Origin of the sequence: Streptomyces sp. NPDC058335 (genome assembly GCF_042723915.1) — a bacterium.
Classification (GTDB): domain Bacteria; phylum Actinomycetota; class Actinomycetes; order Streptomycetales; family Streptomycetaceae; genus Streptomyces.
Genome location: NZ_JBHXHX010000025.1, coordinates 1 through 23,794, shown reverse-complemented (window position 1 = coordinate 23,794; position 23,794 = coordinate 1). Strand labels below are relative to the sequence as shown.

General features: G+C 72.3%; 15 protein-coding genes. 6 read left to right on the top strand and 9 right to left on the bottom strand.

What is annotated here, in order from left to right:
- Window positions 1-139 precede the first annotated feature (139 nt).
- Both ACFWJX_RS35075 and ACFWJX_RS35070 read left to right on the top strand, forming a co-directional pair.
- Window positions 140-1,357, top strand: coding sequence for a ThiF family adenylyltransferase (locus ACFWJX_RS35075; protein WP_383250370.1), 1,218 nt, complete (start codon window positions 140-142; stop codon window positions 1,355-1,357).
- Window positions 1,350-2,735, top strand: coding sequence for an ABC1 kinase family protein (locus ACFWJX_RS35070; RefSeq protein WP_383250369.1), 1,386 nt, complete (start codon window positions 1,350-1,352; stop codon window positions 2,733-2,735). The genes ACFWJX_RS35075 and ACFWJX_RS35070 overlap by 8 nt, the downstream gene beginning before the upstream one ends.
- Window positions 2,736-2,917: 182 nt before the next feature.
- Here ACFWJX_RS35070 and ACFWJX_RS35065 read toward each other — a convergent pair whose 3' ends face one another.
- From ACFWJX_RS35065 to ACFWJX_RS35050, 4 genes are all read right to left on the bottom strand, one after another.
- Window positions 2,918-3,244, bottom strand: coding sequence for a hypothetical protein (locus ACFWJX_RS35065; RefSeq protein ID WP_073498831.1), 327 nt, complete (start codon window positions 3,242-3,244; stop codon window positions 2,918-2,920).
- On the bottom strand, window positions 3,241-3,609 hold the full coding sequence (locus ACFWJX_RS35060; RefSeq protein WP_030038270.1) for a WhiB family transcriptional regulator: 369 nt from the start codon (window positions 3,607-3,609) through the stop codon (window positions 3,241-3,243). Before ACFWJX_RS35060 ends, ACFWJX_RS35065 begins: the two co-directional genes overlap by 4 nt.
- A gap of 176 nt (window positions 3,610-3,785) precedes the next feature.
- Window positions 3,786-4,112 carry a hypothetical protein gene (locus ACFWJX_RS35055; RefSeq protein WP_383250368.1) on the bottom strand — a complete coding sequence of 109 codons (327 nt, stop codon included), beginning with the start codon at window positions 4,110-4,112 and terminating at the stop codon, window positions 3,786-3,788.
- 167 nt (window positions 4,113-4,279) lie between these two features.
- A complete protein-coding gene (locus ACFWJX_RS35050) occupies window positions 4,280-6,487 on the bottom strand; it encodes an ATP-dependent DNA helicase UvrD2 (protein ID WP_383250367.1) in 2,208 nt (735 codons plus the stop codon).
- A gap of 228 nt (window positions 6,488-6,715) precedes the next feature.
- Here ACFWJX_RS35050 and ACFWJX_RS35045 point away from each other — a divergent pair, with 228 nt between their 5' ends.
- A complete protein-coding gene (locus tag ACFWJX_RS35045; protein WP_045559070.1) occupies window positions 6,716-6,958 on the top strand; it encodes a mycoredoxin in 243 nt (80 codons plus the stop codon).
- Window positions 6,959-7,033: 75 nt separating this feature from the next.
- On the opposite strand, the gene nudC is transcribed toward ACFWJX_RS35045, so the two are convergent.
- The 5 genes from nudC to ACFWJX_RS35020 all read right to left on the bottom strand — a co-directional run bounded on the left by nudC (window position 7,034) and on the right by ACFWJX_RS35020 (window position 17,394).
- Complete coding sequence (gene nudC, locus ACFWJX_RS35040) at window positions 7,034-7,978, bottom strand: NAD(+) diphosphatase (RefSeq protein ID WP_383250366.1); 945 nt, start codon at window positions 7,976-7,978, stop codon at window positions 7,034-7,036.
- A gap of 155 nt (window positions 7,979-8,133) precedes the next feature.
- Complete coding sequence (locus tag ACFWJX_RS35035; protein WP_383250365.1) at window positions 8,134-9,537, bottom strand: dipeptidase; 1,404 nt, start codon at window positions 9,535-9,537, stop codon at window positions 8,134-8,136.
- Window positions 9,538-9,580: 43 nt separating this feature from the next.
- The gene (locus ACFWJX_RS35030) at window positions 9,581-13,108 is read right to left on the bottom strand and encodes an ATP-dependent helicase (protein WP_383250364.1); all 3,528 of its coding nucleotides are present in this window, start codon (window positions 13,106-13,108) and stop codon (window positions 9,581-9,583) included.
- A 192-nt stretch (window positions 13,109-13,300) separates the two neighbouring features.
- Window positions 13,301-16,675, bottom strand: coding sequence for an ATP-dependent helicase (locus ACFWJX_RS35025; protein WP_383250363.1), 3,375 nt, complete (start codon window positions 16,673-16,675; stop codon window positions 13,301-13,303).
- A 305-nt stretch (window positions 16,676-16,980) separates the two neighbouring features.
- Window positions 16,981-17,394: an MGMT family protein gene (locus tag ACFWJX_RS35020; RefSeq protein WP_383250362.1), complete on the bottom strand. Its 414-nt coding sequence runs from the start codon at window positions 17,392-17,394 to the stop codon at window positions 16,981-16,983.
- A 185-nt stretch (window positions 17,395-17,579) separates the two neighbouring features.
- Here ACFWJX_RS35020 and ACFWJX_RS35015 point away from each other — a divergent pair, with 185 nt between their 5' ends.
- The 3 genes from ACFWJX_RS35015 to ACFWJX_RS35005 all read left to right on the top strand — a co-directional run bounded on the left by ACFWJX_RS35015 (window position 17,580) and on the right by ACFWJX_RS35005 (window position 23,764).
- Window positions 17,580-20,285: a YbhN family protein gene (locus tag ACFWJX_RS35015; protein ID WP_383250361.1), complete on the top strand. Its 2,706-nt coding sequence runs from the start codon at window positions 17,580-17,582 to the stop codon at window positions 20,283-20,285.
- A gap of 236 nt (window positions 20,286-20,521) precedes the next feature.
- Complete coding sequence (locus ACFWJX_RS35010) at window positions 20,522-22,066, top strand: alpha/beta hydrolase (protein WP_383250360.1); 1,545 nt, start codon at window positions 20,522-20,524, stop codon at window positions 22,064-22,066.
- Window positions 22,067-22,198: 132 nt separating this feature from the next.
- Window positions 22,199-23,764, top strand: coding sequence for an alpha/beta hydrolase (locus tag ACFWJX_RS35005; RefSeq protein WP_383250359.1), 1,566 nt, complete (start codon window positions 22,199-22,201; stop codon window positions 23,762-23,764).
- Window positions 23,765-23,794: the final 30 nt, after the last annotated feature.

Below are 23,794 nucleotides of genomic sequence, written 5' to 3'. Positions count from 1 at the left end.
AATCCCGGTCCCTGTGGACAACTTTCGGCGCCCTTCGGCGCGGCCGGGCATCCTGGCACTCGTCGGCGGAGCGAGGTCGCCCCATGGCGGCCCCGCACCGTCGGCGTACGGGGAGATTCCAGGCTGACGGGGGCCTTCTATGCATCCGATGGTGAAGCCCGCGCTGCGGCGCGGCTGGCGTGATCTGAACACCGTGCAGTTCGGGCTGGCCCCGGCGCACGCGCTGACGCTCGGCCCGGTGGACACCGCGACGGGCAGTTTCCTGGACCTGCTGGACGGCACCCGCGGGCTCCCTCTCCTGCGGGAGGAGGGCCGCCGGATGGACCTGCCGGACGGACATGTCGATCAGCTGGTGCGGCGGCTGGCGCGAGCGGGCCTGCTCGACGACTCCCGCGGCGGCGGGCCGGACGAGGCCGCCCTGCGGGAGAAGAAGGGCGTCATGGACCGGCTGCGCCCGGACCTCGCGTCGCTGTCGCTGACCACGTCGGAACCGGGCGAGGCCCTCGAGCACCTGGCCGCCAGACGCCGGCTGCGGGTGCAGGTACGGGGTGCGGGCCGGGTGGGCGCGGTGCTGGCCTCGCTGCTGTCGGGCGCGGGGGTCGGCGAGGTGGACGTCCGTGACGGCGGCGTGGTGGAGCCGGAGGACGTCTCTCCGGGCGGGCTGCCCGCCGAGGCGATCGGTGAGCGCCGGGACGAGTCCGCCCGTCGTGCGGTGCGCCGGGCGGCCCCGGACCGGCCGCCCCGCAGGAGCACCCGCTCACCGGCCGGGGCGGACGTGCCCGGTTTCTCCCTGGTGATCCTCGCCCCGCGGGACGACGTGTCCGTGCACGCCCCGGCTCCCTCCGAGACCGAGCCCTTGATCGCCTCGGGCACACCGCATCTGTACGCCGGGGTCGTCGAGGCGACCGGAGTGGTCGGTCCGCTCGTCCTGCCCGGCGAGACGGCCTGCGCGGGATGCCTGCACCAGGCGCGCACCGACCGGGACCCGGCGTGGCCCCGGCTGGTCGCGCAGTGGCACTCCGGGACGCGCCGTGCCGTCCGCGCCTGCGACCTGACGCTGGCCACCACGGTCGCGGGGCTGGCGGCGGCCCATGCGCTCGCCTTCCTCGACGGCATGCTCCCGTCCAGCGCGGGCACGCGCTGGGAGGTCTCCGTACCGGCCCTCCAGTGGCATCCGCGGCCGGTGTGGGCGCATCCCGCGTGCCTGTGCGGGACAGCCGAGAAAGGTAACGAGGAACACACCCGCTCCGAGGACACCGAGTCGCGCGCGACAATGACGGAGCAACGGCATTCGAAGGAGTTACGCCGTACGGCAGACGCGGCGCGGCTCTCTGGGACCTGGAGGGCGCATGTCTGATCTTCCCCGGAAGGCGGTCACCCGGACCGCCAAACTCGCCGCGCTCCCGCTCGGCATCGCGGGCCGGGCCACATGGGGCCTCGGCAAACGGATCGTGGGCGAGTCCGCGGAGATCGTCGGCCGTGAGCTGCAACAGCGCACGGCGGAACAACTCTTCAAAGTCCTCGGCGAGTTGAAGGGGGGCGCGATGAAGTTCGGACAGGCCCTGTCCGTCTTCGAGTCGGCGCTGCCCGAGGAGGTCGCCGGCCCCTACCGCGCGGCGCTCACCAAGCTCCAGGAGGCGGCACCGCCCATGCCGACCCGCACCGTGCACTCCGTGCTCGCGGGGCGGCTCGGCGAGGACTGGTCCGAACTGTTCCTCACCTTCGACGACAAACCGGCCGCGGCCGCGTCGATCGGCCAGGTGCACCGGGCCGTGTGGCACGACGGGCGGGAGGTCGCGGTCAAGGTCCAGTATCCGGGCGCGGGCGAGGCCCTGCTGTCGGACCTCAATCAACTCAGCCGTTTCGCTCGGCTGTTGGGTCCCCTCATCCCCGGCATGGACATCAAGCCGCTGATCACCGAACTGCGGGACCGCGTCTCCGAGGAGCTGGACTACGGGCTGGAGGCGCAGGCCCAGCAGGCCCATGCGGAGGAGTTCGACGGAGATCCCGACGTCCTGGTCCCGGCGGTGGTCCACCAGTGCGACCAGGTCCTGGTCACCGAGTGGATCGACGGCGTGCCCCTCTCCGAGGTGATCTCCGGCGGCACCCCCGAGCAGCGCAACCGCGCCGGCCAGCTGCTCTCGCGTTTCCTCTTCTCCGGGCCGGCCCGCACCGGTCTGCTGCACGCCGACCCGCACCCCGGCAACTTCCGTCTCGTGCCCGGCGGTCCGGACGGCGAGGACGACTGGCGCCTGGGCGTCCTGGACTTCGGCACCGTCGACCGGCTCCCCGGCGGTCTGCCCGAGCCGATCGGCACCTCGCTGCGCATGACCCTCGACGGCGAGGCGGACGCGGTCTACGAGCTGCTGCGCGAGGAGGGCTTCGTCAAGGAGTCCATCGAGCTGGAGCCCGACGCGGTCCTCGACTACCTTCTGCCGATCATCGAACCGGCGCTGGTCGACGAGTTCACGTTCACCCGGGACTGGATGCGGAGCCAGGCGGCCCGGATCGCCGACCCGCGCTCCCCCGCTTACCAGTTGGGCAGGCAGCTCAACCTTCCCCCCGCGTACCTGCTGATACACCGGGTGACCCTGAGCACGATCGGCGTGCTGTGCCAGCTCGGTGCGACGGTCCGGCTGCGGGAGGAACTGGAGGGGTGGCTCCCGGGGTTCGTCCTCGACGAGGGCCTGGAGGACGAGGTCCTGGAAGTGGAGGAGTCGGTCGCGGAGGCGTGATCACCCCGGGGGCCGACCGGCCGCCCGGCCGAGTGCGGCCGCCCTCGGTCACGCCTCGGTCGCACGTCACTCTCCGTGCCCTGACGCGGCGCGGGGGCCGGTCCGTTCGGACGGACCGGCCCCCGCGGGGAAAGCTTCGCCTCCCCCTGTCTGCGGGAGGCCACCGCTTCAGGTGGAAGGGACTACTGCATCACGGCCATGGCGAGCGCCCGCCGGGCACGCAGCGAGGCGCGCTCGGCCCGGCGCTGCATCCGGCGAGCGGTCACCAGGCGCATGGCCCGGCGTTCCCGCTCGGCCTCCTGCAGCCGGTCGTGCATATGCGCACGAGCCAGGGCTTCTGGGATGAGTTGCATCTCGCGGGTCCTGTTCTGACGCGAGTCGTTCGCGCCGGTGGTGGTGACGTCTTGGGTCGCGGAGCCTGCGGGCTCGCTGGTCGACGGCTTCATCGGGGCCTGCTTCTTGGGGTCGTGCGTGACGGGACGGTCGATCGTTCCTGCGATGGTGTTCATGCCGTGACCGGGTTCTTGCGCGGGCGGCCACGCGGCCGCTTCCGGGCGACGACGACACCCTGGACGAACAGCTCGCCACCCCAGACGCCCCAGGGCTCACGCCGCTCCTTGGCGCCGGCGAGGCAGGCCTCGACCAGCGGGCAGGTCCGGCAGAGGGACTTGGCGTACTCCACGTCCGCGGGCGACTCGGCGAAGAAGACCTCCGGGTCGTAGGAGCGGCAGGGGACGGGTACGCCGAGGTTCTCGATGGCGTCGTCGAGCGCGGTGAGCGCCGTGAGCGGGGTCAAGGTGGAGTCCTCCGTGAGGCCGGGCGGGGGGATCGTTTCGGAAGGCGGTACGGACGGGGCGTGCGCTTCGAGTTGCACGGTTCGTCTTCCTCGTCTGGTCGTTCCGGCCCTGTTGGGCCGGGTGGCGGCTTGGTACCGGGTTCTTTTCTTGTCCCGAGGCCCCTTCGCTCTGTCGTCCCGGGTCGGGACAAACAGAAGGGCCGCGGATCCCGGGTGGGGTTCCGCGGCCCTGAAGGCGCCGGCCTGATCGACGATCAGGCTGGATCACTCCAGGGTTCTGGCCCACGGAAGGCCCACATCAGGTGGTGCTGCGTCGTCTGCTTCCGGGCTCCGGCACCGGTCGCCGTAAAGGCATAGGCCTTCGCCTGTGCCGCTACTGCTGCTTCCAGTGCCTCGGTCGGTCGCTCACTGCGCTCGCGGACAACAAGACCCGCGGGGGCAACGGAGAGGGACGCCGGCCGATCGGCACGAATGCCGGACAGACCGGTGCCCAGGTTCGAGGCGGCGAGAGTGCACACGGAGACGATCGAGCGATCGGTCAGTTTGGCGGTGCTGACGGAGCTGTTGTTGATGATGATCACTGGAATCGCCTCCTCTCGGCGTCTCGGGGGACCGGGATCGAACCCAGTCCGGCGGATATGCAAGTACAGCACGGAACCTCGGCCTCCGAGAAGGCCTCTGTTCTCGTGCCTAAGAACCTATGGGGATTGCTGGGGCATGCGCAAACTATTTTTCCGACGAGTTCGGATCAGTCGTCCTCGTCCTCGGCGCCCAGGTCCTGGCCTGCGCAGATGGCCAGGACATCGGTTCCGTAGCGGTTGAGCTTCCGCGTGCCGACGCCCGGGATCCGCGCGAGTTCGCCCGGTTCCTCGGGGGCGGCCTCGGCGATCGCGATCAAGGTCTTGTCGGTGAAGACGCAGAACGCGGGCTGACCGGCCCGGCGTGCCTGGACCGCGCGCCAGGACCGCAGCCGCTCGTAGAGCCCCTCATCCATGTCGGAGGGGCAGTCCTCGCAGCGCATCAGCTTCATCTCGCCGGCGTCGGTCAGGGTGCGCCCACAGACCCGGCAGCGGGCCGGGCTGCGCTGGGTCCGGCGCGGCACGGCCGCAGCCACGCCCGCCGCCGCAATCGGGAAGCCGCGCTCGACGCCTCCGGCACCGCCGCCGGCACCGCGTCCGGCCGCGCTGCCGGAGCCCGGACGCAGTCCGTCGAGGAACCGGCTGGGACGGCGGTTCGGCCGACCTCCAGGCGAACGGCAGAGTGCCCATGAGACGTGGAGGCGCTCGCGGGCCCGGGTGACGCCGACGTAGAGCAGGCGGCGCTCCTCCTCGATCTGCTCGTCGGTGCGCGCGTAGGAGATCGGCATCATGCCCTCGGCGACGCCGACCAGGAAGACGACGTCCCACTCCAGGCCCTTGGCCGAGTGCAGGGAGGCCAGAGTGACGCCCTGGACCGTCGGGGCATGCTGGGCGCCCGCGCGCTCGTCGAGTTCGGCGACCAGGTCGGCGAGCGTGGCACTCGCTCTGGCGGCGGTGAAGTCCTGCGCCAGGTTCACCAGGGCGGCCAGCGACTCCCAGCGCTCCCGGACGGCACCGGATCCGGCGGGCGGCTGGGGCGTCCAGTTCTCGCCGGACAGGACCGCGCGCACCTGGGAGGGCAGGTCGACGGCGTCCTCGAGGAGGGCGTCGTTGCCGCCGAAGCGGGCGGCGGCGCGCAGGGCGTTGATCGCCTTGCGCACCTCGGGGCGGTCGAAGAACCGCTCGGCGCCGCGCAGCTGGTAGGGGATGCCGGCGTCGGCGAGGGCCTGTTCGTAGGTCTCGGACTGGGCGTTGGTGCGGAACAGGACGGCGATCTCGGCGGGCTGCACACCGGCGTCGACCAGCTCGCGGATGCGGCGGGCCGCCCCCTCGGCCTCGGCGGGCTCGTCGGTGTACTCGGTGTAGACGGGTTCAGGTCCCGGCGTGCGCTGGGAGATCAACTCCAGGCGGTGGTCGGCGGCCCGGCCGCGGGCCTGGGCCAGCAGACCGTTGGCGAGGTGGACGACCTGCGGGGTGGAACGGTAGTCACGGACCAGCTTGACGACGGTGGCCCCCGGGTGGCGGGTACGGAAGTCGAGGAGGTGGTCGGGAGTCGCTCCGGTGAAGGAGTAGATCGTCTGGCTGGCGTCGCCGACCACGCACAGGGTGTCCCGGTCGCCGAGCCACAGCTCCAGCAGACGCTGCTGGAGGGGGCTGACGTCCTGGTACTCGTCGACCACGAAGTGCTGGTACTGGGCGCGGACCTGCTCGGCGATGTCCTGCCGATCCTGGAGGACGGCGACGGTCAGCAGGAGCACGTCCTCGAAGTCGATGACGCCGCGCTCCCGCTTGAGGTCCTCGTAGGCGGCGTACAGCTGGGCGATCTCGGCGGGCGCGCGGGGGGTCTCGCGGCCGGCCTTGGCGGCGGCCGCCTGGTAGTCGGCGGGGACGGTCTGGGTGACCTTGCACCACTCGATCTCCGCGGTGGTGTCCCGCAGCTCGCCGCGGTCGAGGCGAATGCGGCAGGAGGCTGCCGCGTCGGCGACGAGCTGGGCCTTGCGATCGACGAGCCGGGGCAGTGAGCCACCGATCGCTTTCGGCCAGAAGTATTGGAGCTGACGCAGGGCCGCGGAGTGAAAGGTGCGGGCCTGGACACCCTGGGCACCGAGCATCCGCAGCCGCCCGCGCATCTCGCCGGCGGCGCGGTTGGTGAACGTGACGGCGAGGACGCTGGAGGGTTGCAGGATGCCCGCGCGCACGCCGTAGGCGATGCGGTGGGTGATGGCCCGGGTCTTGCCCGTACCGGCTCCGGCCAGCACGCACACCGGTCCGTGCAGGGCGGTGGCCACCTCGCGCTGCTCGGGGTCGAGCCCTTCGAGCACCGCGTCGGCCGAGTCCGGTACCTGCGGGAAAAGGGTGGAGTGCGTTGCTGCTGTCACACAGCCATGCTGCCAGGTCACCGGAGACTGGTGAGCCGGTTGTCCACAGGGAGGCACCAGCAGTCGTATTAATGCGGCAGGCGTCACAGCCACCCGCGGCAGGCGTCACAGTGTCTCTCGGCAGGCGTCACGGCGGTCCGGGGCCGTTCGCGGGAATGGCGGTGCCTCCCCGCGCGTTCCCTCTCCGCGACCCCACATCCCCCGAGTCGCCGAAGGAGCGCGAGAGACATGCCGGGCACTGTGACGATGTACAGCACCACGTGGTGCGGCTACTGCCGCAGGTTGAAGAGCCAGATGGACCGCGAGGGCATCACGTACAACGAGATCAACATCGAGCAGGACCCGGAGTCCGCGGCGTTCGTGGAGAAGGCGAATGGCGGAAACCAGACGGTGCCGACCGTGCTGTTCCCGGACGGCTCCACGCTGACGAACCCCTCGCTGGCTCAGGTAAAGCAGAAGATCGGCGCATGACTCGCCGTATGTAGCGGCGGAATGACGAAGAGGGCGGCCCCTGGATCTCAGGGGCCGCCCTCTTCGTGTCACGTCTCACGTGAAGGTGCGGATGGGCAGCGGCTTGCCGTACCAGAGTTCGATCAGACGGGCCGCGATGGAGATGCCGTAGGGGGGAAGGACCTCGCCGGACTCGAAGCCCGCGCCGAGTTCGTCGCGGGAGAACCAGCGGGCCTCGTGGATCTCGTCGCCGTCGACGTCGATGACGGTGGAGGTGGCGCGGGCCATGAAGCCGAGCATGAGGCTGGACGGGAAGGGCCACGGCTGGCTGGCGACGTACTCGACCTGGCCGACGGTAATGCCGGCCTCCTCGAAGACCTCCCGGCGCACCGTCTGCTCGATGGACTCGCCGGGCTCGACGAAGCCGGCCAGCGTCGAGAAGCGGCCCTCCGGCCAGTGCACCTGACGGCCGAGCAGGATGCGGTCCTCCTCGTCCGTGACCGCCATGATCACCGCGGGGTCGGTGCGCGGGTAGTGCTCGGCGCCGCAGGCGGGGCAGCGGCGGATGTGGCCGGCGGCGGCGATGACCGTGCGCTCGCCGCAGCGCGAGCAGAAGCGGTGGGTGCGCTGCCAGTTCTCCAGGCCGACCGCGTGCACCATGAGGCCCGCGTCGCGCGGGGACAGCAGCAGTCCGGCCTCGCGCAGGCCCGCGGGGCGGGCGGACTGGTCGATACGGCCGGGCAGCGCGTCCTTCTGGAGGGCGAAGTAGCTGACGCCGTCGTCGTCGGTGCCCAGGAAGTAGCGGTGGGCTTCGGTGAGGGGAGCCTCGAAGGAGGGCGTCATGACGAGTTCGGTCCGGCCGTCGGACGTCTCGTCGATGAGGACCTGGCCGCCGGAGACGACGAAGCAGCGTGTCGTGGGGTGGCTCCATGCCGCGGCGAGCCAGGCCTCGTCGAGCCGGTGGTGGGCGGCGCGGTCGATGCCGCTCGGGGCGGTGAGCGAGATGGGTCGGTCGGCGTTCTGGTCGGTCCAGGTGGTCACGGGTGCTTCCAACTCCCCCGGTGGAACGGTTGTTTCGGCGGGCGGTTCAGCGGGACGTGCGGCAGGGGGCGACCGGGTCCGGTGCGGTGTCGCCGGGCGGGGCGGCCTGTCCAGTGTGCCCCGCGCGCGGTGTCGCTCCGGACCGGGCGAGGTCGTCAGGGCGCATGGCGCCAGGTCTCGGCGAGGTCGCCCCAGAGGTACGCGGTGGTCTCGACGCCCTTGAGGAGGAGGTCCAGCTCTACCTTCTCGTTCGGGGCGTGCCATCCGTCGGAGGGCACGGAGATCCCCAGGAAGAGCACCGGGGCGTCGAGTACCTCCTGGAGGTCGGCGGCGGGTCCCGAGCCTCCCTCACGGGTGAAGCGGACGGGGCCTTCGAAGGCGCGGCTCATGGCGCGCACGACGGATCGCAGGGCCGGGTGGTCCAGCGGGGTCAGGCACGGGCGCGTGGCCGGGCTGAACGTGATCTCGTGACGGATGCCGGCGGGCACCCGCTCCTCGGCCCAGGCACGGGCCGCCTTCTCCACCTGGTCGGGGTCCTGTCCCGCGACCAGTCGGAAGGACAGCTTCACGAAGGCGGAGGACGGGACGATCGTCTTGCTGCCGGGGCCCTGGTAGCCGCCGCCGATGCCGTTGACCTCGGCGGTGGGGCGGGCCCAGATGCGCTCCAGGGTGGTGTGCCCGGTTTCTCCGTGGGTGGCGTGCGACTTGGCGGTGCGCAGCCAACTCCCCTCGTCGAAGGGCAGTTCGGCGAAGAGTTCGCGTTCGCGGTCGGTGAGTTCGACGATGCCGTCGTAGAAGCCGGGGACCGTCACGCGTGCGTGCTCGTCGTGCAGGGCGGCGACGAGGCGGGCGGCGGCGGTGGCCGGGTTGGGCACGGCACCGCCGAAGGAGCCGGAGTGGATGTCCTGGTCGGGGCCGTACAGCCGGATCTCGCACTCGGCGAGCCCGCGCATGCCGGTGCACACCGTCGGGGTGTCCTCGGACCACATGCCGGTGTCGGAGACGATCACGGCGTCGGCGGCGAGCCGCCGGGCGTGCTCCTCGACGAGGGCGCGGAAGTTCGGGGAGCTGGACTCCTCCTCGCCCTCGATCAGCAGCTTGAGGTTGACGGCCGGGGCGGTGCGGCCGGTGGCGGCGAGGTGGGCGCGCACGCCCAGGGTGTGGAAGAAGACCTGGCCCTTGTCGTCGGCCGCCCCGCGCGCGTAGAGACGGTTTCCGCGGACGACCGGCTCGAAGGGGTCGCTGTCCCAGCCGTCCTCGCGGGCGGCGGGCTGCACGTCGTGGTGGCCGTAGACCAGGACGGTGGGTGCCTGCGGGTCACCGGACGGCCACTCGGCGAAGACGGCGGGCGCACCGGGCGTCTGCCAGACCTCGGCGGTCGGGAAGCCGGTCTCCTTGAGCTTGGCGGCGAGCCAGTCGGCGCTGCGGCGGACATCGGGCGCGTGGTCGGGCTGGGCCGAGACCGACGGGATGCGCAGCCACTCGGCGAGGTCGTCGAGGAACGCCGCACGATGGCGCTCGATGTACGTGCGGACGGCGCTGTCCGGGGTCTGGCTCATGGTCACGAGCCTATCCGGCCGCACCGACATCCTGGCCGGGTGCTTACGCACGGTTTACTTGCGCTGCCCGTTCCCCGCTGTCGTCCTCCAGGGCGTCCTCCTGGGTCAACAGGCGCTCCAGCGCGGCCCGGTCCGGCAGATTCGCGGGTCGTACGACCTCACCGGTGCGCACGTAGACGAACGCCGCTGTGACGGATTCCACGGGCACACCGTGCTGCTCGGCCCACGCGAGCCGGTACACGGCGAGCTGGAGCGGGTCGCCGTCGCGTCCCCGGCCGGTCTTCCAGTCGACGATCTCGTACGTCGCGCTGTCGCCGTCGCCGTCCTTGTAGACGGCGTCGATACGGCCCCGTACGACGCGGTCGGCGAGGGTGAGCTGGACCGGGGCCTCGACGCGGTAGGGGGTGCGGCGGGCGTACTCGGTGCGCTCGAAGGCGTCCTTGAGTGCCTCCAGGTCGCGTTCGTCGGCGATCTCCGCGTCCTCGCCGGGCAGTTCCTCCGGTTCCAGGAAGGGCAGGGTCAGCTCCTCGAAGCGGGCCTCCACCCACGCGTGGAACCTGGTGCCCCGGCGCGCGGCCGGCTGGGGCGGGCTGGGCATGGGGCGCGCGAGTTCCTGGGCGAGTCCGTCCGGGTCGGCGGCCAGGCGCAGCAACTGCGACGCGGTGAGCGTCACCGGGAGGGGTACGTCCGTGACGCGCTGCCGGGCGCGTACCAGCTCCCCGGCGAGTGCGTCCAGGTCACGGTCCCAGGAGGCGACCGTACGGGCCTCCTCCGGGGTGAGGCGGGGCCGGCGCGGCTCGGGGCGTGATGCCTGGTGCGGGACGGCCGGGCGGGCGGTGGTCCAGCCGTCCTGGTCGTGCGGGGCCTCGTCGAAGGGGTCGGGCTCGCCGGGGGGGTCGGCCTCGCCGTACGGGTCCGGCTCGTAGGGATCCGCCTCGAAGGGGTCCGCCTCGTCGGCGTAGGGAGGCTCCGTCGGGGCGGGCTCGTCCTCGTCCGGCGGCGGGGGCCAGTCGGGGTCGTGGTGGGTCTCGGGGTCGTGTGTGGCCGTGGGCGCGCCGGTCTGGGCGGCGGCGAGGTTCTCCAGGTGGGCGAGGACGGTCGCGGCGGCGGCGCGGCGGCGGGCCAGCGAGGCGTCGTCCAGGGGCAGCGGCCAGACCTGGTCGGCGGACGCCTGATGGAGGACGGGGTTCTCCTCGTCCTCCTCGGGATGGTCGGCCCAGGCCTCGATCTCGCCGTATCCGGCCGTGCAGTGGTCGTGGAGGGCCTGGAGGAAGTCGGAGGGGCCGCGGGGCTTCTTCTGGGTGGGGCCCCACCAGTGGCCGGAGCCGAGGAGCAGGGACCGGGGGCGGGTGAAGGTGACGTAGCCGAGGCGCAGTTCCTCGGTGTGCTGGTGGTCCTTCATGGCCTCGTGGAAGGCCTTCATGCCGCGGGAGTCCCAGGCCTCGATGTCGGGGAGCGTGTCGGCGTCGCCGCGCAGTCCGTGCGGCAGCACCTTGGCCTGGGCGGTCCACTTCTCGCGGCCCTGGCCGCTGGGGAAGGTGCCGGTGACCAGGCCGGGGACGGCGACCACGTCCCACTCCAGGCCCTTGGACCTGTGTGCGGTGAGGACCTTGACGGTGTTCTCCCCGCCGGGCAGGGCGTTGTCCAGGCCCTTCTCGTACTGGGCGGCGGTGCGCAGGAAGCCGAGGAAGGCGAGGAGGCTCGCCTCGCTCTCCGCGGCGGCGAAGGAGGCGGCGACGTCGAGGAAGTTCGACAGGGTCTCCCGGCGGCGGGCCGCCAGGGCGTGCGGGGACGCCGACAGTTCGACCTCGAGGCCGGTGACGGCAAGGACGCGGTGCAGGACGTCCATCAGCGGGTCGGCCAGCGAGCGGCGCAGGTCGCGCAGTTCGGCCGCGAGCCGGGCGAAGCGCACGCGCGCGTCCGGGGAGAAGGGCAGCTCGTCGTCGTCGCCGGTTCCCTCCAGGGGCGTCTCGAGGAAGGTGTCGAGCGCGTCCGCGAGCGAGATCACCTCGGAGGGATCCACGCCCTCGACGGCCGCGGCGAGCCGCCGGTCCGGGTCGTCGCCGTCGCCCCCGCGCGTGTGGGACACCAGCAGCCGCGCGCGTCGCCCCAGGAGGGCCAGGTCACGGGGGCCGATGCGCCAGCGCGGGCCGGTGAGCAGGCGGACCAGGGAGGCGTTGGCTCCGGGGTCCTGGAGGACCTCGCAGACGGCGACGAGGTCGGCGACCTCGGGCAGGTGCAGCAGGCCCGAGAGGCCCACCACCTCGACGGGTACGTTTCGGGCGACCAGGGCGCCCTGGATCTCGGCGAAGTCGGTGGCCGTGCGGCACAGCACGGCGATCTCGCCGGGCGCCTTGCCGGTGTTCACCAGGTGGGCGACGGAGTCGGCGATCCAGTCGATCTCCTCCGCATGGGTGGTCAGGAGCGCGCAGCGGACCATGCCGTCGCGCTCGGCGCCGGGAGCGGGGCGGAGTGCCTCCACGCCCGCGTGCATCGCGCGCAGCGGTTCGGCCAAGCCGTTGGCGAGGTCGAGGAGTCGGCCGCCGCTGCGGCGGTTCTCGCTGAGCGCCTGCCGGGTCGCGGGGCGGCCGTCGGCGTGGGCGAAGTGCTCGGGGAAGTCGTCGAGGTTGGCGACGGAGGCGCCGCGCCAGCCGTAGATCGCCTGGCAGGGGTCGCCGACGGCGGTGACGGGATGGCCGGTCCCGCCGCCGAAGAGGCCGGCCAGGAGGGTGCGCTGGGCCACGGAGGTGTCCTGGTACTCGTCCAGGAGCACCACGCGGAACTCGTCACGCAGGATGCGGCCCACTTCGGGGATCCGGGCGAGCTGCGCGGAGAGGGCGATCTGGTCGCCGAAGTCGAGCAGGTCGCGCTCGCGCTTGACGGCCCGGTAGCGCAGCACCAGCTCGGTGAGTTCGCGCCGGGCGGCGGCCGTCTCGGGCACTTTGCGCAGATCGGCGTTGCTGAGCTTGGCGCCCTCCAGGGTGCGCAGCAGCTCGGCGTCCCACCCGCGCAGGTCCTCGGGGCGGACCAGGTGCTCGGCCAGCTCGGAGTCGAGGGCGAGCAGGTCGCCGACCAGGTCGGCGAAGGACCGGGTGAGTGCCGGGTAGGGGCCGGGCGCCTCGCGCAGGACGCGCGCGGCGAGCTGGTAGCGGGTGGCGTCGGCGAGCAGCCGGGACGTCGGTTCCAGGCCGATGCGCAGGCCGTGGTCGGTCAGCAGACGGCCCGCGAAGGAGTGGTACGTGGAGATCACCGGCTCGCCCGGCGGGTTGTCCGGGTCGATGACGTCGGGGTCGGTGACGCCGGCCCTGATCAGAGCTTTGCGGACGCGCTCGGCCAGTTCGCCCGCGGCCTTGTTGGTGAAGGTCAGGCCGAGGACCTGCTCGGGGGCGACCTGGCCGGTGCCGACCAGCCACAGCACGCGCGCGGCCATCACCGTCGTCTTGCCGGACCCGGCTCCGGCCACGATCACCTGCGGGGCCGGCGGCGCGGTGATGCAGGCCGTCTGCTCCGGGGTGAACGGGATCCCGAGGAGCTCCTTGAGCTGCTCGGGATCGGTGATACGGGCGGGCATGGGGAGAGGCTAGCGGCGGGCACTGACAGTCGATGACAAATCGCCTGTCGCCTCACAGGAAGCGCAGGTCAGCACGTGTGGTGCGGTCCGTCACACTGGCCACTCGCGCAGCGCGGCACACCGGCCACTCACACCGTGTGCCGGACCTGACCGCTCACGCCCCGCGGCACACCGGCGAGCACGCCGACGGGCTCACTCGACCACCTGGCGCCCCTCGGGCCGGGCGGTGCAGGAGGCGCGGAAGGCGCAGTGCGTGCAGTGCTGGCCGGCGCTGGGGGTGAACCGTTCGTCGAGGACCTTGCCGGCGGCGGTGGCGAGCAGGTCGCCGACCCATTCGCCCTCCAGCGGCTCCTGCGCCTGCACCTTGGGCAGGCTCTCGCCGCCGTCCCGCTTGGCGGCGCCCTGGCGCAACTGCACGAGTTCGGCGCCGCCCGGCTCGGGGCGGGCGCCGTCGAAGACCTCGTCGACGGCGCCCTCGCTGACGGCGAGCTGGTAGACGGCGAGCTGCGGGTGGCGTTCCACCTCGCGCGCGGTGGGCGCCGCTTTGCCGGTCTTGAAGTCGACGACGTAGGCGCGGCCGTCGCCGTCGGCCTCGACGCGGTCCATCTGGCCGCGGATGCGGACCTCGTACTCGCCCGCTTCGAGGGTGACGTCGAAGTCGTGCTCGCTGGCGACGGGCGTGCGGCCGGTGCGGTCCATGACGTGCCACTTCAGGAACCGTTCGAGCGCCACGCGAGCGTGCTCCTTCTCCTGCGCCGACTTCCAGGGCGCGTCGAAGGCGAGCGCGTTCCACACGGAGTCGAGGCGCTCCATGAGGACGGCTAGGTCGGCCGGGGTGTGTCCGGAGGCGACCTCGTCGGCGAGGACGTGCACCACGTTGCCGAAGCCCTGGGCGACCGTGGCGGGGGCGTCGGCCTTCACCTCTCGGCCCAGGAACCACTGGAGGGCGCAGGTGTTGGCGAGCTGGTCGAGAGCGCTGCCGGAGAGCACGACGGGCCGGTCGCGGTCGCGCAGCGGCACCTTGCTCTCGGTCGGCTCGAACATGCCCCACCAGCGGTACGGGTGCGCCGACGGCACGAGGGGCCGGCCGTCCTCGTCGGCCAGGGCGGCCAGGCGGGCCAGGCGACGTGCCGCGGCTTCCCTGAGCGGTTCCGAGACACGGGGGTCGACCGTCGTGGCGCGCAGTTCGGCTACCAGCGCGGCGACCGACAGGGGGCGGCGCGGGCGGCCCGTGACGTCCTTGGGCTCGACGCCGAGTTCGGTGAGGAAGCGGGAGGGCTGGTCGCCGTCGTCCGCGGGCGCCTTGACCGCCGTGACGACGAGCCGGTCACGCGCGCGCGTGGCGGCCACGTAGAACAGGCGGCGCTCCTCCGCGAGGAGGGCGCCCGGTGTGAGCGGTTCGGCGAGCCCGTCGCGGCCGATGCGGTCGGCCTCCAGCAGGGAGCCCCGACGGCGCAGGTCCGGCCACAGCCCCTCCTGTACGCCCGCGACGACGACCAGGCTCCACTCCAGTCCTTTGGCGCGGTGCGCGGTCATCAGGCGAACGGCGTCGGGGCGCGCGGCGCGCCGGGTGAGGGTGTCGGCGGCGATGTCCTCGGCCTCGATCTCGGCCAGGAAGTTCAGCGCGCCCCGCCCGCCGGTACGCTCCTCCGCGCGCGCGGCGGTGGCGAACAGCGCGCATACGGCGTCCAGGTCACGGTCGGCGTTGCGCCCCGCCGCGCCGCCGCGGCGGGCGGACCGCTCCAGGCGTGCGGGCCAGGGCGTGCCCTCCCACAGGTCCCAGAGGGCCTCCTCGGCCGTACCGCCGCCCGCGAGACGCTCACGGGCCTTCCTCAGCAGGGCGCCCAGGCGCTGTGCTCCGCGCGCGTACACCGGGTCGTGCACGGCCAGGCGCTCCGGCTCGGCGAGGGCCCGCGCGAGCAGTTCGTCGGACGGCGGCGGCAGGGGGTTGCCAGCGGCCCGCTCCTCGTCGCGGAGGGCACGCCCGAGGCGGCGCAGATCGGCGGCGTCCATGCTCGCGAGGGGCGAGGCGAGCAGGGTGAGGGCGGTTTCGGTGCCGAGCCAGGACGCTTCCACCGCCTCCGTGTCGGCAGGCCCGCTTTCCCCCTCACCTGACACGTCGCCCTCACCGGGCCGGTCGGCGCCCGCGTCGGGCCGTACCGCAGCCGAGGCCGTCTCCGCCGTGGCCACCGCGCGCAGTGCTGTCAGCAGGGGCGCCACCGCCGGTTCGTGGCGCAGGGGGAGGTCGTCGCCGTCGATGTCGAGGGGGACTCCGGCGGCGGTGAGGGTACGGCGGACCGTGGGGATCGTGCGGGAGCCGGCCCGCACCAGGACGGCCATCTCGCCCCAGGGCACGCCGTCCTCCAGGTGCGCCCGGCGCAGGATGTCGGCGATGTTGTCCAGCTCGGTGCCGGATGTCGGGTACGTGTAGACCTCGACCCGGCCGCCCTCGCGCGCGGGGGCGAGATCGCGGTGGGCGCGGACCTTCTCCGCCGGGAGGCGGGTCAGGGGCATGCGCTGGGTCACGAGCCGGGTGGCGGCCAGCACCGCGGCGCCGGAGCGGCGGGAGGTGCGCAGGACCTCTACGGGGGCCGGACGCCCGTCGCGGCGCGGGAAGGTCTCCGGGAACTCCACGATGCCGTTCACGTCGGCGCCCCGGAAGGCGTAGATCGACTGGTCCGGGTCCCCGAAGGCGACCAGGGTGCGGCCGCCTCCCGCGAGCGCGTGCAGCAGCCGTACCTGGGCGGGGTCGGTGTCCTGGTACTCGTCGACGTAGACGGCGTCGTACTGCGTGGCGAGCCGCTGAGCGATCTCGGGGCGGTGGGCGAGCAGGACTGCACGGTGGACGAGTTCCGCGTAGTCGATCACGCCGTGCAGGTCGAGGACGTCGAGGTACTCGGCGAGGAAGGAGGCCGCGGCCCGCCAGTCGGGGCGGCCGATGCGGCCGGCGAAGGCGTCCAGGGCGTCGGGGCCGAGGCCCAGTTCACGGCTGCGGGCGAGCACCGCGCGGACCTCGTCGGCGAATCCGCGCGTGGTGAGGCAGGCGCGCAGCTCGTCCGGCCAGCGCGCGTGCGCGAGGCCGTGCCGCTGGAGTTCGACCTGGCCGGCGAGCAGCTCGCGGACGGCCACGTCCTGTTCGGGGCCGGAGAGCAGCCGCAGCGGTTCGGCGAACAGGTCGCTGTCCTGTTCGGCGCGCACCAGGGCGTAGCAGTACGAGTGGAAGGTGGTGGCGCGCGGCGCGCGGGCGGCACCCATGCGCAGCGCCATGCGGTCGCGCAGCTCGACGGCCGCCTTGCGGCTGAACGTCAGCACGAGGATGCGCTCGGGGTCGCCGCCGCGCGCCACACGGGCCGCGACCGACTCGACGAGCGTGGTGGTCTTCCCGGTGCCCGGACCCGCCAGGACGAGCAGCGGGCCGGTGGTGTGGTCAACCACGGAGCGCTGTGCGGCGTCCAGACGAGGGGGATCCACCCGCGCCGGGCGGGTACGAACCAGCCGGTACGCGCCATGGCTCCCCTGCCGCCCCTGGGGGTGCGGCAGGCGCCTGGTGGAGGAAGAGGAGCTCACGTGGTTCGCCGGTCCTGGTGGGTGTGCAGATCGTCACGTCCGGCGCGGGGCGCCGTCGAGAGGGGGTCGTGGGACGGGTGCCGTCCGAGGCGGGCGGTGGTCCCGGGATGAGGGCGACGCGTGCAGCCGCCGCTACGCCGACAGGCAGCTCGGAAGGACGGCTTCCACTTCTTCCCTCACGGCCCGTGCGGCCCGTAGGCCACGCCAGTCCCTCGCCCCTCGAACGTACGCCATGTCACGGACGTGCCCCCTTTACCCCGTACGGGCCACAGGGTCCCCCTGGGCGGGGTCGATGGCGGAAGCTGTCAGATGTGACCCTCCGCACGCTCACCGCCGTCCCACCTCGCCCGTCTCATGTCCAGGCGCGGCAGATGCCCTGCGGCGGCCCGGCTCGCCTCTCTCAGCGGCGTGCCCTCGGCGCGGTAGCGGTCGAGGGCCCGCAGTTCGTGGCCCGGCAGCAACACCCCGTCGGCGCGCACGACGCGCCACCAGGGGACGGCTCCGCCGTAGAGGGCCATCACCCGGCCGACCTGCCGCGGCCCGCCCTCCTCGAGCCACTCGGCCACGTCGCCGTAGGTCATGACCCGCCCGGTCGGGATCAGCTCCGCAACCTCGAGGACGCGCTCGGCGTACTCCGGCAGCGCGTCGTCGGCGGGGTCGGGCGGCGTGTCGCCGGTGTACTCCGGGCGGGCGACGTCCGGAAGGCTCTGCTCGCTCATCCGACCCATCCTGCACCACCGCACCGACAATGCGACGGGCCCGCGACCCAGCGTGACCCTCGCCCCACAGCGACGCTTCGGGCAGACTGTGCGCCCCGTGTTTGCACCCTGATGCCCCTGTGTGTCGGTGGGGCATGCCACCATCGTGCGGGCGGTGACCGGTGATACGAGATCAAGAAGAGACGATGAAGCAGCAGGGTGTGCATCCCGAGGACCCGGAGGGCACCTCTGACGCTGCGTCGCGCCCCGACACCGCCGGCCCGGCGGAACAGGACGAGGACCTGGTCGAGGTGACGCACATCGACGAGGTCGAGGGCGACGAACCCCTGCTCCCCGCGCGCGTGCACCGCCCCTCCGACCTCATGCGGCTGCTGATCGGCGTGCTCGCCGTCGTCGTCCTCCTGGGCATCGCCGCCTTTGCGCACGGAACGACCTCGGGCCTGGAACAGGACATCAACAAGGGCACCGGCCAGGCGCCCGATCTTCTCATCAAGATCGCGGGACTGGCGTCCAGCATCGCGATCCTGCTGGTGCCGGTGGCGTTCGCCATCGAGCGGCTCATCAAGCGCGACGGGCTGCGGATCGCCGACGGCGTGCTCGCGGCGGTCCTCGCCCACGGAGTGACCCTCGCCACCGACCTGTGGGTCGCCAAGGCCGCCCCGAACTCGATCCAGGAGGCGCTCACCCAGCCCTCCCCCGGCGACATCCACGCCCTCACCGACCCCGTGCACGGCTATCTGGCGCCCGTCATCGCCTATATGACGGCCGTCGGCATGTCACGGCGACCACGGTGGCGCGCGGTGCTGTGGATCGTGCTGATGCTCGACGCGTTCTCGATGCTCGTCACCGGCTACACGACACCGTTCTCCATCATCCTGACGGTTCTGATCGGCTGGACCATCGCCTACGGCACGCTGTACGCGGTCGGCTCGCCCAATGTCCGGCCCACGGGACGGACGCTGATGGCGGGCCTGCGGCACGTCGGCTTCCGCCCGGTGAGCGCCGCGCGCGAGGAGGTCTCGGAGACCCCGGAGACCGGCGACCGCGGCCGACGCTACTTCGTCACCCTGGAGGACGGCCCACCGCTGGACGTCACCGTGGTCGACCGCGAGCAGCAGGCGCAGGGCTTCTTCTACCGCGCGTGGCGCAATCTGACCCTGCGCGGCTTCGCCACCCGCAGCAGCCTCCAGTCGTTGCGCCAGGCGCTGGAGCAGGAGGCCCTGCTGGCCTACGCGGCGATCGCAGCCGGAGCCAACGCGCCGAAGCTGATCGCGACCTCCGAGCTGGGCCCCGACGCCGTCATGCTCGTCTACGAACACACCGGCGGCCGCACCCTCGACTCGCTGGCCGACGAGGAGATCACCGACGAACTGCTGCACGACACCTGGCAGCAGGTGCGTGCCCTCCAGTCCCGCCGCATCGCGCATCGCAGGCTGGTCGGCGACGCGATTCTGGTGGATCGTTCCGGCACGGTGATCCTCACCGACATGCGGGTCGGCGAGATCGCGGCCGGTGATCTGCTGCTGCGCATGGACACCTCGCAACTGCTCGTGACGCTCGGCCTGCGGGTGGGCGCCGAACGCGCGGTCGCCTCCGCGGTGAGCGTGCTCGGTCCCGACGCCGTCGCCGACTGTCTGCCGATGCTCCAGCCCATCGCCCTGAGCCGCTCCACGCGCGCGACGCTGCGCAGACTGGCCCGGGAGCGGGCGCAGCGCGAGCGCGACGCCGTCCTGGAGGCGTCCCGGCAGGCCAAGCAGGCCCGCCACGCGGCGGCCGGGCACGAGAGCGGGCCTCCCCTCGACAAGGCCGAGAAGAAGGCCGTGCGCGCGGAGACGCGGGCCGAGAAGCGGGCCATCGACGACGCGCTGGACGAGGCCCGCGAGGAGGACCTGCTCACGCAGATCCGGCACGAGGTGCTTCTCATCCGGCCTCAGGCGCCGGTGGAGCCGGCCCGCCTGGAGCGGGTGCGGCCGCGCACGCTGATCAGCTTCATCGCCGGCGCGATCGGCGCGTACTTCCTGCTGACCCAGCTCACACACATCGAGTTCGGTCCGCTCATCGCCAACGCCGAGTGGGGCTGGGTCGCCGCGGCCGTGCTGTTCTCGGCGGTGAGCTATGTGGCGGCGGCGATGAGCCTGCTGGGGTTCGTGCCGGAGCGGGTGCCGTTCCCGCGGACCGTGGCCGCGCAGGTCGCCGGGTCGTTCGTGAAGATCGTCGCGCCCGCCGCGGTCGGCGGGGTCGCCCTCAACACGCGGTTCCTCCAGCGCGCGGGCGTGCGGCCGGGGCTCGCGGTGGCGAGCGTCGGTGCCTCGCAGCTGTTCGGGCTGGGCTGCCACATTCTGATGCTGCTGTCGTTCGGCTATCTGACCGGCACCGAGAAGACGCCGTCGCTGTCGCCGTCCCGGACCGTCATCGCGGGTCTGCTGACCGTGGCGGTGCTGGTGCTGGTGGTGACCTCGGTGCCGTTCCTGCGGAAGTTTGTCGTCACGCGCGTGAGGTCGCTGTTCGCGGGAGTCGTGCCGCGCATGCTGGACGTGCTCCAGCGGCCGCAGAAGCTGGTCACCGGCATCGGCGGCATGCTGCTGCTGACGGCCTGCTTCGTGATGTGCCTGGACGCGTCGATCCGCGCGTTCGGCGACGAGACGACCTCCATCAGCCTCGCCAGCGTCGCCGTCGTCTTCCTCGCCGGCAACGCGCTCGGTTCCGCCGCCCCGACACCGGGCGGTGTCGGCGCCGTGGAGGCCACCCTGACGGTCGGTCTGATCGCCGTGGGCCTCCCCAAGGAGGTCGCCGCCCCCGCGGTGCTGCTCTACCGGCTGCTGACGCTGTGGCTGCCGGTGCTGCCGGGCTGGCTGGCCTTCACCCACCTCACCCGCAAGGGCGCCCTCTAGGGGTAGGACCTCTCGTCTGGGGTCATGCCGGGCTCGTGGGCCCTGGCACCGCACCTCGCCGCGTCGTCCTGCGATGCTCTCCCACTGCCCTGAAGGCATGGAACGTCCCCCACCACCGGGCCCCGCTCCCTGTCCCGGTCCGACCCGAACGACAGACCCCGGCGACGCGAGAACGCCCGTAGCTCGTACGGACCGTGCCCCGCGCGCGGGGGCGGGTGCGACCCCAGGATGGGATCATGCCGAACCCCTCCCGCCCGCGCGCCGTCGTGCTCACCGCCACCGCCGTCCTGTTGACCTCCCTGGTCTCGGGCTGCGGCGACGACTCCCAGGACGAGGATCTGACGGCGCAGAAGCTGAGCTGGAAGGACTGCCCCGCACCGTCCCAGTCCGAGGGCGGGGGCAACGCCCCGTCACCGCTGCCGGACGGCGACGAGTGGCAGTGCGCGACCATGCAGGCACCTCTGGACTGGAGCGAACCCAAGGGCGACACGATCGGCGTCGCGCTGATCCGGGCGCGGACGAGCGGTCCCGAGAACCGGCGGATCGGTTCGCTGCTGTTCAACTTCGGCGGACCGGGCGGCTCCGGTGTCACCACCCTGCCCGCGTTCGGCGAGGACTACGCGACCCTGCGCACCCGCTACGACCTGGTGAGCTTCGACCCGCGCGGGGTGGGCCGCAGCGCGGGCGTGCGCTGCCAGAGCGACGAGCAGCTGGACGCGTACTTCCAGCAGGACATGACGCCCGACGACGCCGCCGAGCGCAGCACGCTCCTGGACAACACCAAGGAGTTCAACGCGGCCTGCGACAAGAAGTCGAAGAAGATCCTTCCGCATGTGCGCACCACCGACGCGGCCCGCGACATGGACCTGATGCGCCAGGTCCTCCGCGACGACAAGCTGCACTACTTCGGCATCTCCTACGGCACCGAACTCGGCGGCGTGTACGCCCACCTGTTCCCGAAGAACGTGGGCCGTGCCGTCTTCGACGCCGTCGTCGACCCGACGCAGACGCCCGAGCAGGGCGCGCTGGGGCAGGCCGAGGGGTTCCAGCTGGCGCTCGACAACTTCGCCGAGGACTGCACGTCGAAGACGGAGGACTGCCCCGTCGGGGACACCCCGCAGGATGTGAAGGACCGGATCAGAGCCCTGCTGAAGACCCTGGACGCCAAGCCGATCCCCGGCGTCTTCCCGCGCGAACTGACACAGACCGCCGCGACCAACGGCATCGCACAGTCCCTGTATTCGAAGGACTTCTGGGAGTACCTCACCGTGGGCCTGGAGCAGGCCTACGACGGCGACGGCAGGATCCTCATGCTGCTGTCCGACTCGATGAACGGCCGCAACGAGAACGGCGAGTACAGCAACATCACCGCCGCCAACGTCTCGGTCAACTGTGCCGACGACAAAGCGCGTTACTCCGTGACCCAGGTGGAGCGGAAGCTTCCCGAGTTCCGGGCGGCCTCCCCGCTGTTCGGGGACTTCCTGGCCTGGGGCATGGTCGGCTGCACCGACTGGGCCGTGCCGGGCGCCGCCGACCATCCCGACGTGAGCGCGGCCGGCTCGGCGCCGATCCTCGTCGTGGGCAACACCGGGGACCCGGCGACCCCGTACGAAGGCGCGCGGAGGATGGTGGGCGCCCTCGGCAAGGGCGTAGGCGTCGAGCTGACGTACAAGGGGCAGGGGCACGGTGCGTACGACAGCAAGAACAAGTGCGTGCGGGCGGCGGTGGACGGCTACTTGCTGAACGGAAAGGTGCCGACCGCCGGGACGGTCTGCTCCTGACACTCCGAATCTCGACAAAGATGCAGGTCAAAGGGTTATCCACAGGCTCCGACGGGTGTGCTGCGATCCGCCTACTATGGCCTGACAGCCTCCGCCACCGGTGCGGACGGTCCCGCGAGGGGGGAAACGCACATGGCGCGATTCGTACGGTGGACGGCGTCGGGAGCCGTCGCCGCACTGCTGATGACGGGCTGCGGTGGCTCGTCGGACGACGGGGACGACAACAAGGGACGTACGGCCGACGCGCGCCCGTCAGCCTCCTCCTCCGGCACCGCGGAAGTGACGGCGGCACCCCTGCCCGCCTCGCTGACCGGGCAGAAGCCCGCCTGGGGCCGCTGCAAGGCCACCGCGGACGCCGACGCTCCGGGCGGCGAGTGGCAGTGCGCGGAGCTGAAGGTGCCGCTGGACTGGTCGAAGCCGGACGGGGACACGATCGACCTCGCGATGATCCGCGCCAAGTCCCGCGCCACCGGGAGCAAGCGGATCGGCTCGCTCCTGTTCAACTTCGGCGGTCCGGGCGGCTCCGGGGTGTCGACGATGCCGGCGTACGGCTCCACGGTCTCCTCCTTGCGCAAGCACTACGACCTGGTCAGTTGGGATCCGCGCGGCGTGGGCGCCAGCGAAGGCGTCCGCTGCCGCAGCGACAAGGACATCCAGACCGCCGAGTCGGTCGACTCCACCCCGGACACCACGGCCGAGGAACAGGCCTACCTCCGGGACGCCGTCGACTTCGGCGAGGGCTGCCAGGAGGACGCCGGGGAGCTGATGGCGCATGTCTCGACCACCGACAGCGCGCGCGACATGGACCTGATGCGCCAGGTCCTCGGCGACGACAAGCTGCACTACTTCGGCATCTCCTACGGCACCGAACTCGGCGGTGTGTACGCCCACCTGTTCCCGAAGAACGTGGGTCGGGTGATCCTCGACGCGGTCGTCGACCCGAGCGCCGACACGGTGGGGCACGCGAAGAACCAGGCGAAGGGCTTCCAGCTCGCACTCGACAACTACCTGAAGTCGACCGGCCAGAACCCCGAGCAGGGCAGCCGGAAGATCGCCGACCTGCTGCAGCGGATCGATGCCGACCCGCTGCCGACGTCCTCCGGGCGGAAACTGACCCAGACGCTGGCGGTCACCGGCATCGTCCTGCCGCTGTACAGCAAGGAGGGCTGGCCGACCCTGACCAGCGCCCTGGAGTCGGCACAGGAGGGCGACGGCTCCGAGCTGCTCACGCTCGCCGACGCCTACAACGAGCGGGACTCCGAAGGGAACTACGGCACGACGACGCACTCGCAGCGGGTCATATCGTGCTTGGACGACAAGCAGCGGCCGACGCTGGAGGAGACGAAGAAGCTGCTGCCGGAGTTCGAGAAGATCTCACCCGTGTTCGGCACGTTCCTGGGCTGGGACACGGCCGGCTGGTGCCACGACTGGCCGGTGGCCGGGCAGTTCGACAGCCCGGAGGTGAGCGCGGCCGGAGCTGCGCCCATCCTGCTGGTCGGCAACACCGGCGACCCGGCGACGCCCTACGAGGGCGCGCAGCGGATGGCGGACGAACTGGGCAAGCGTGTGGGCGTGCTGCTCACCTGGAAGGGCGAGGGCCACGGGGCGTACGGCAGCGGGAGCGACTGCGTCGACTCGACGGTGGACGACTACCTGCTCGACGGCACGGTGCCCAAGGACGGCAAGGTCTGTTCATGACGACGGCGGGGGTCGCGCGCACCCGTGGTG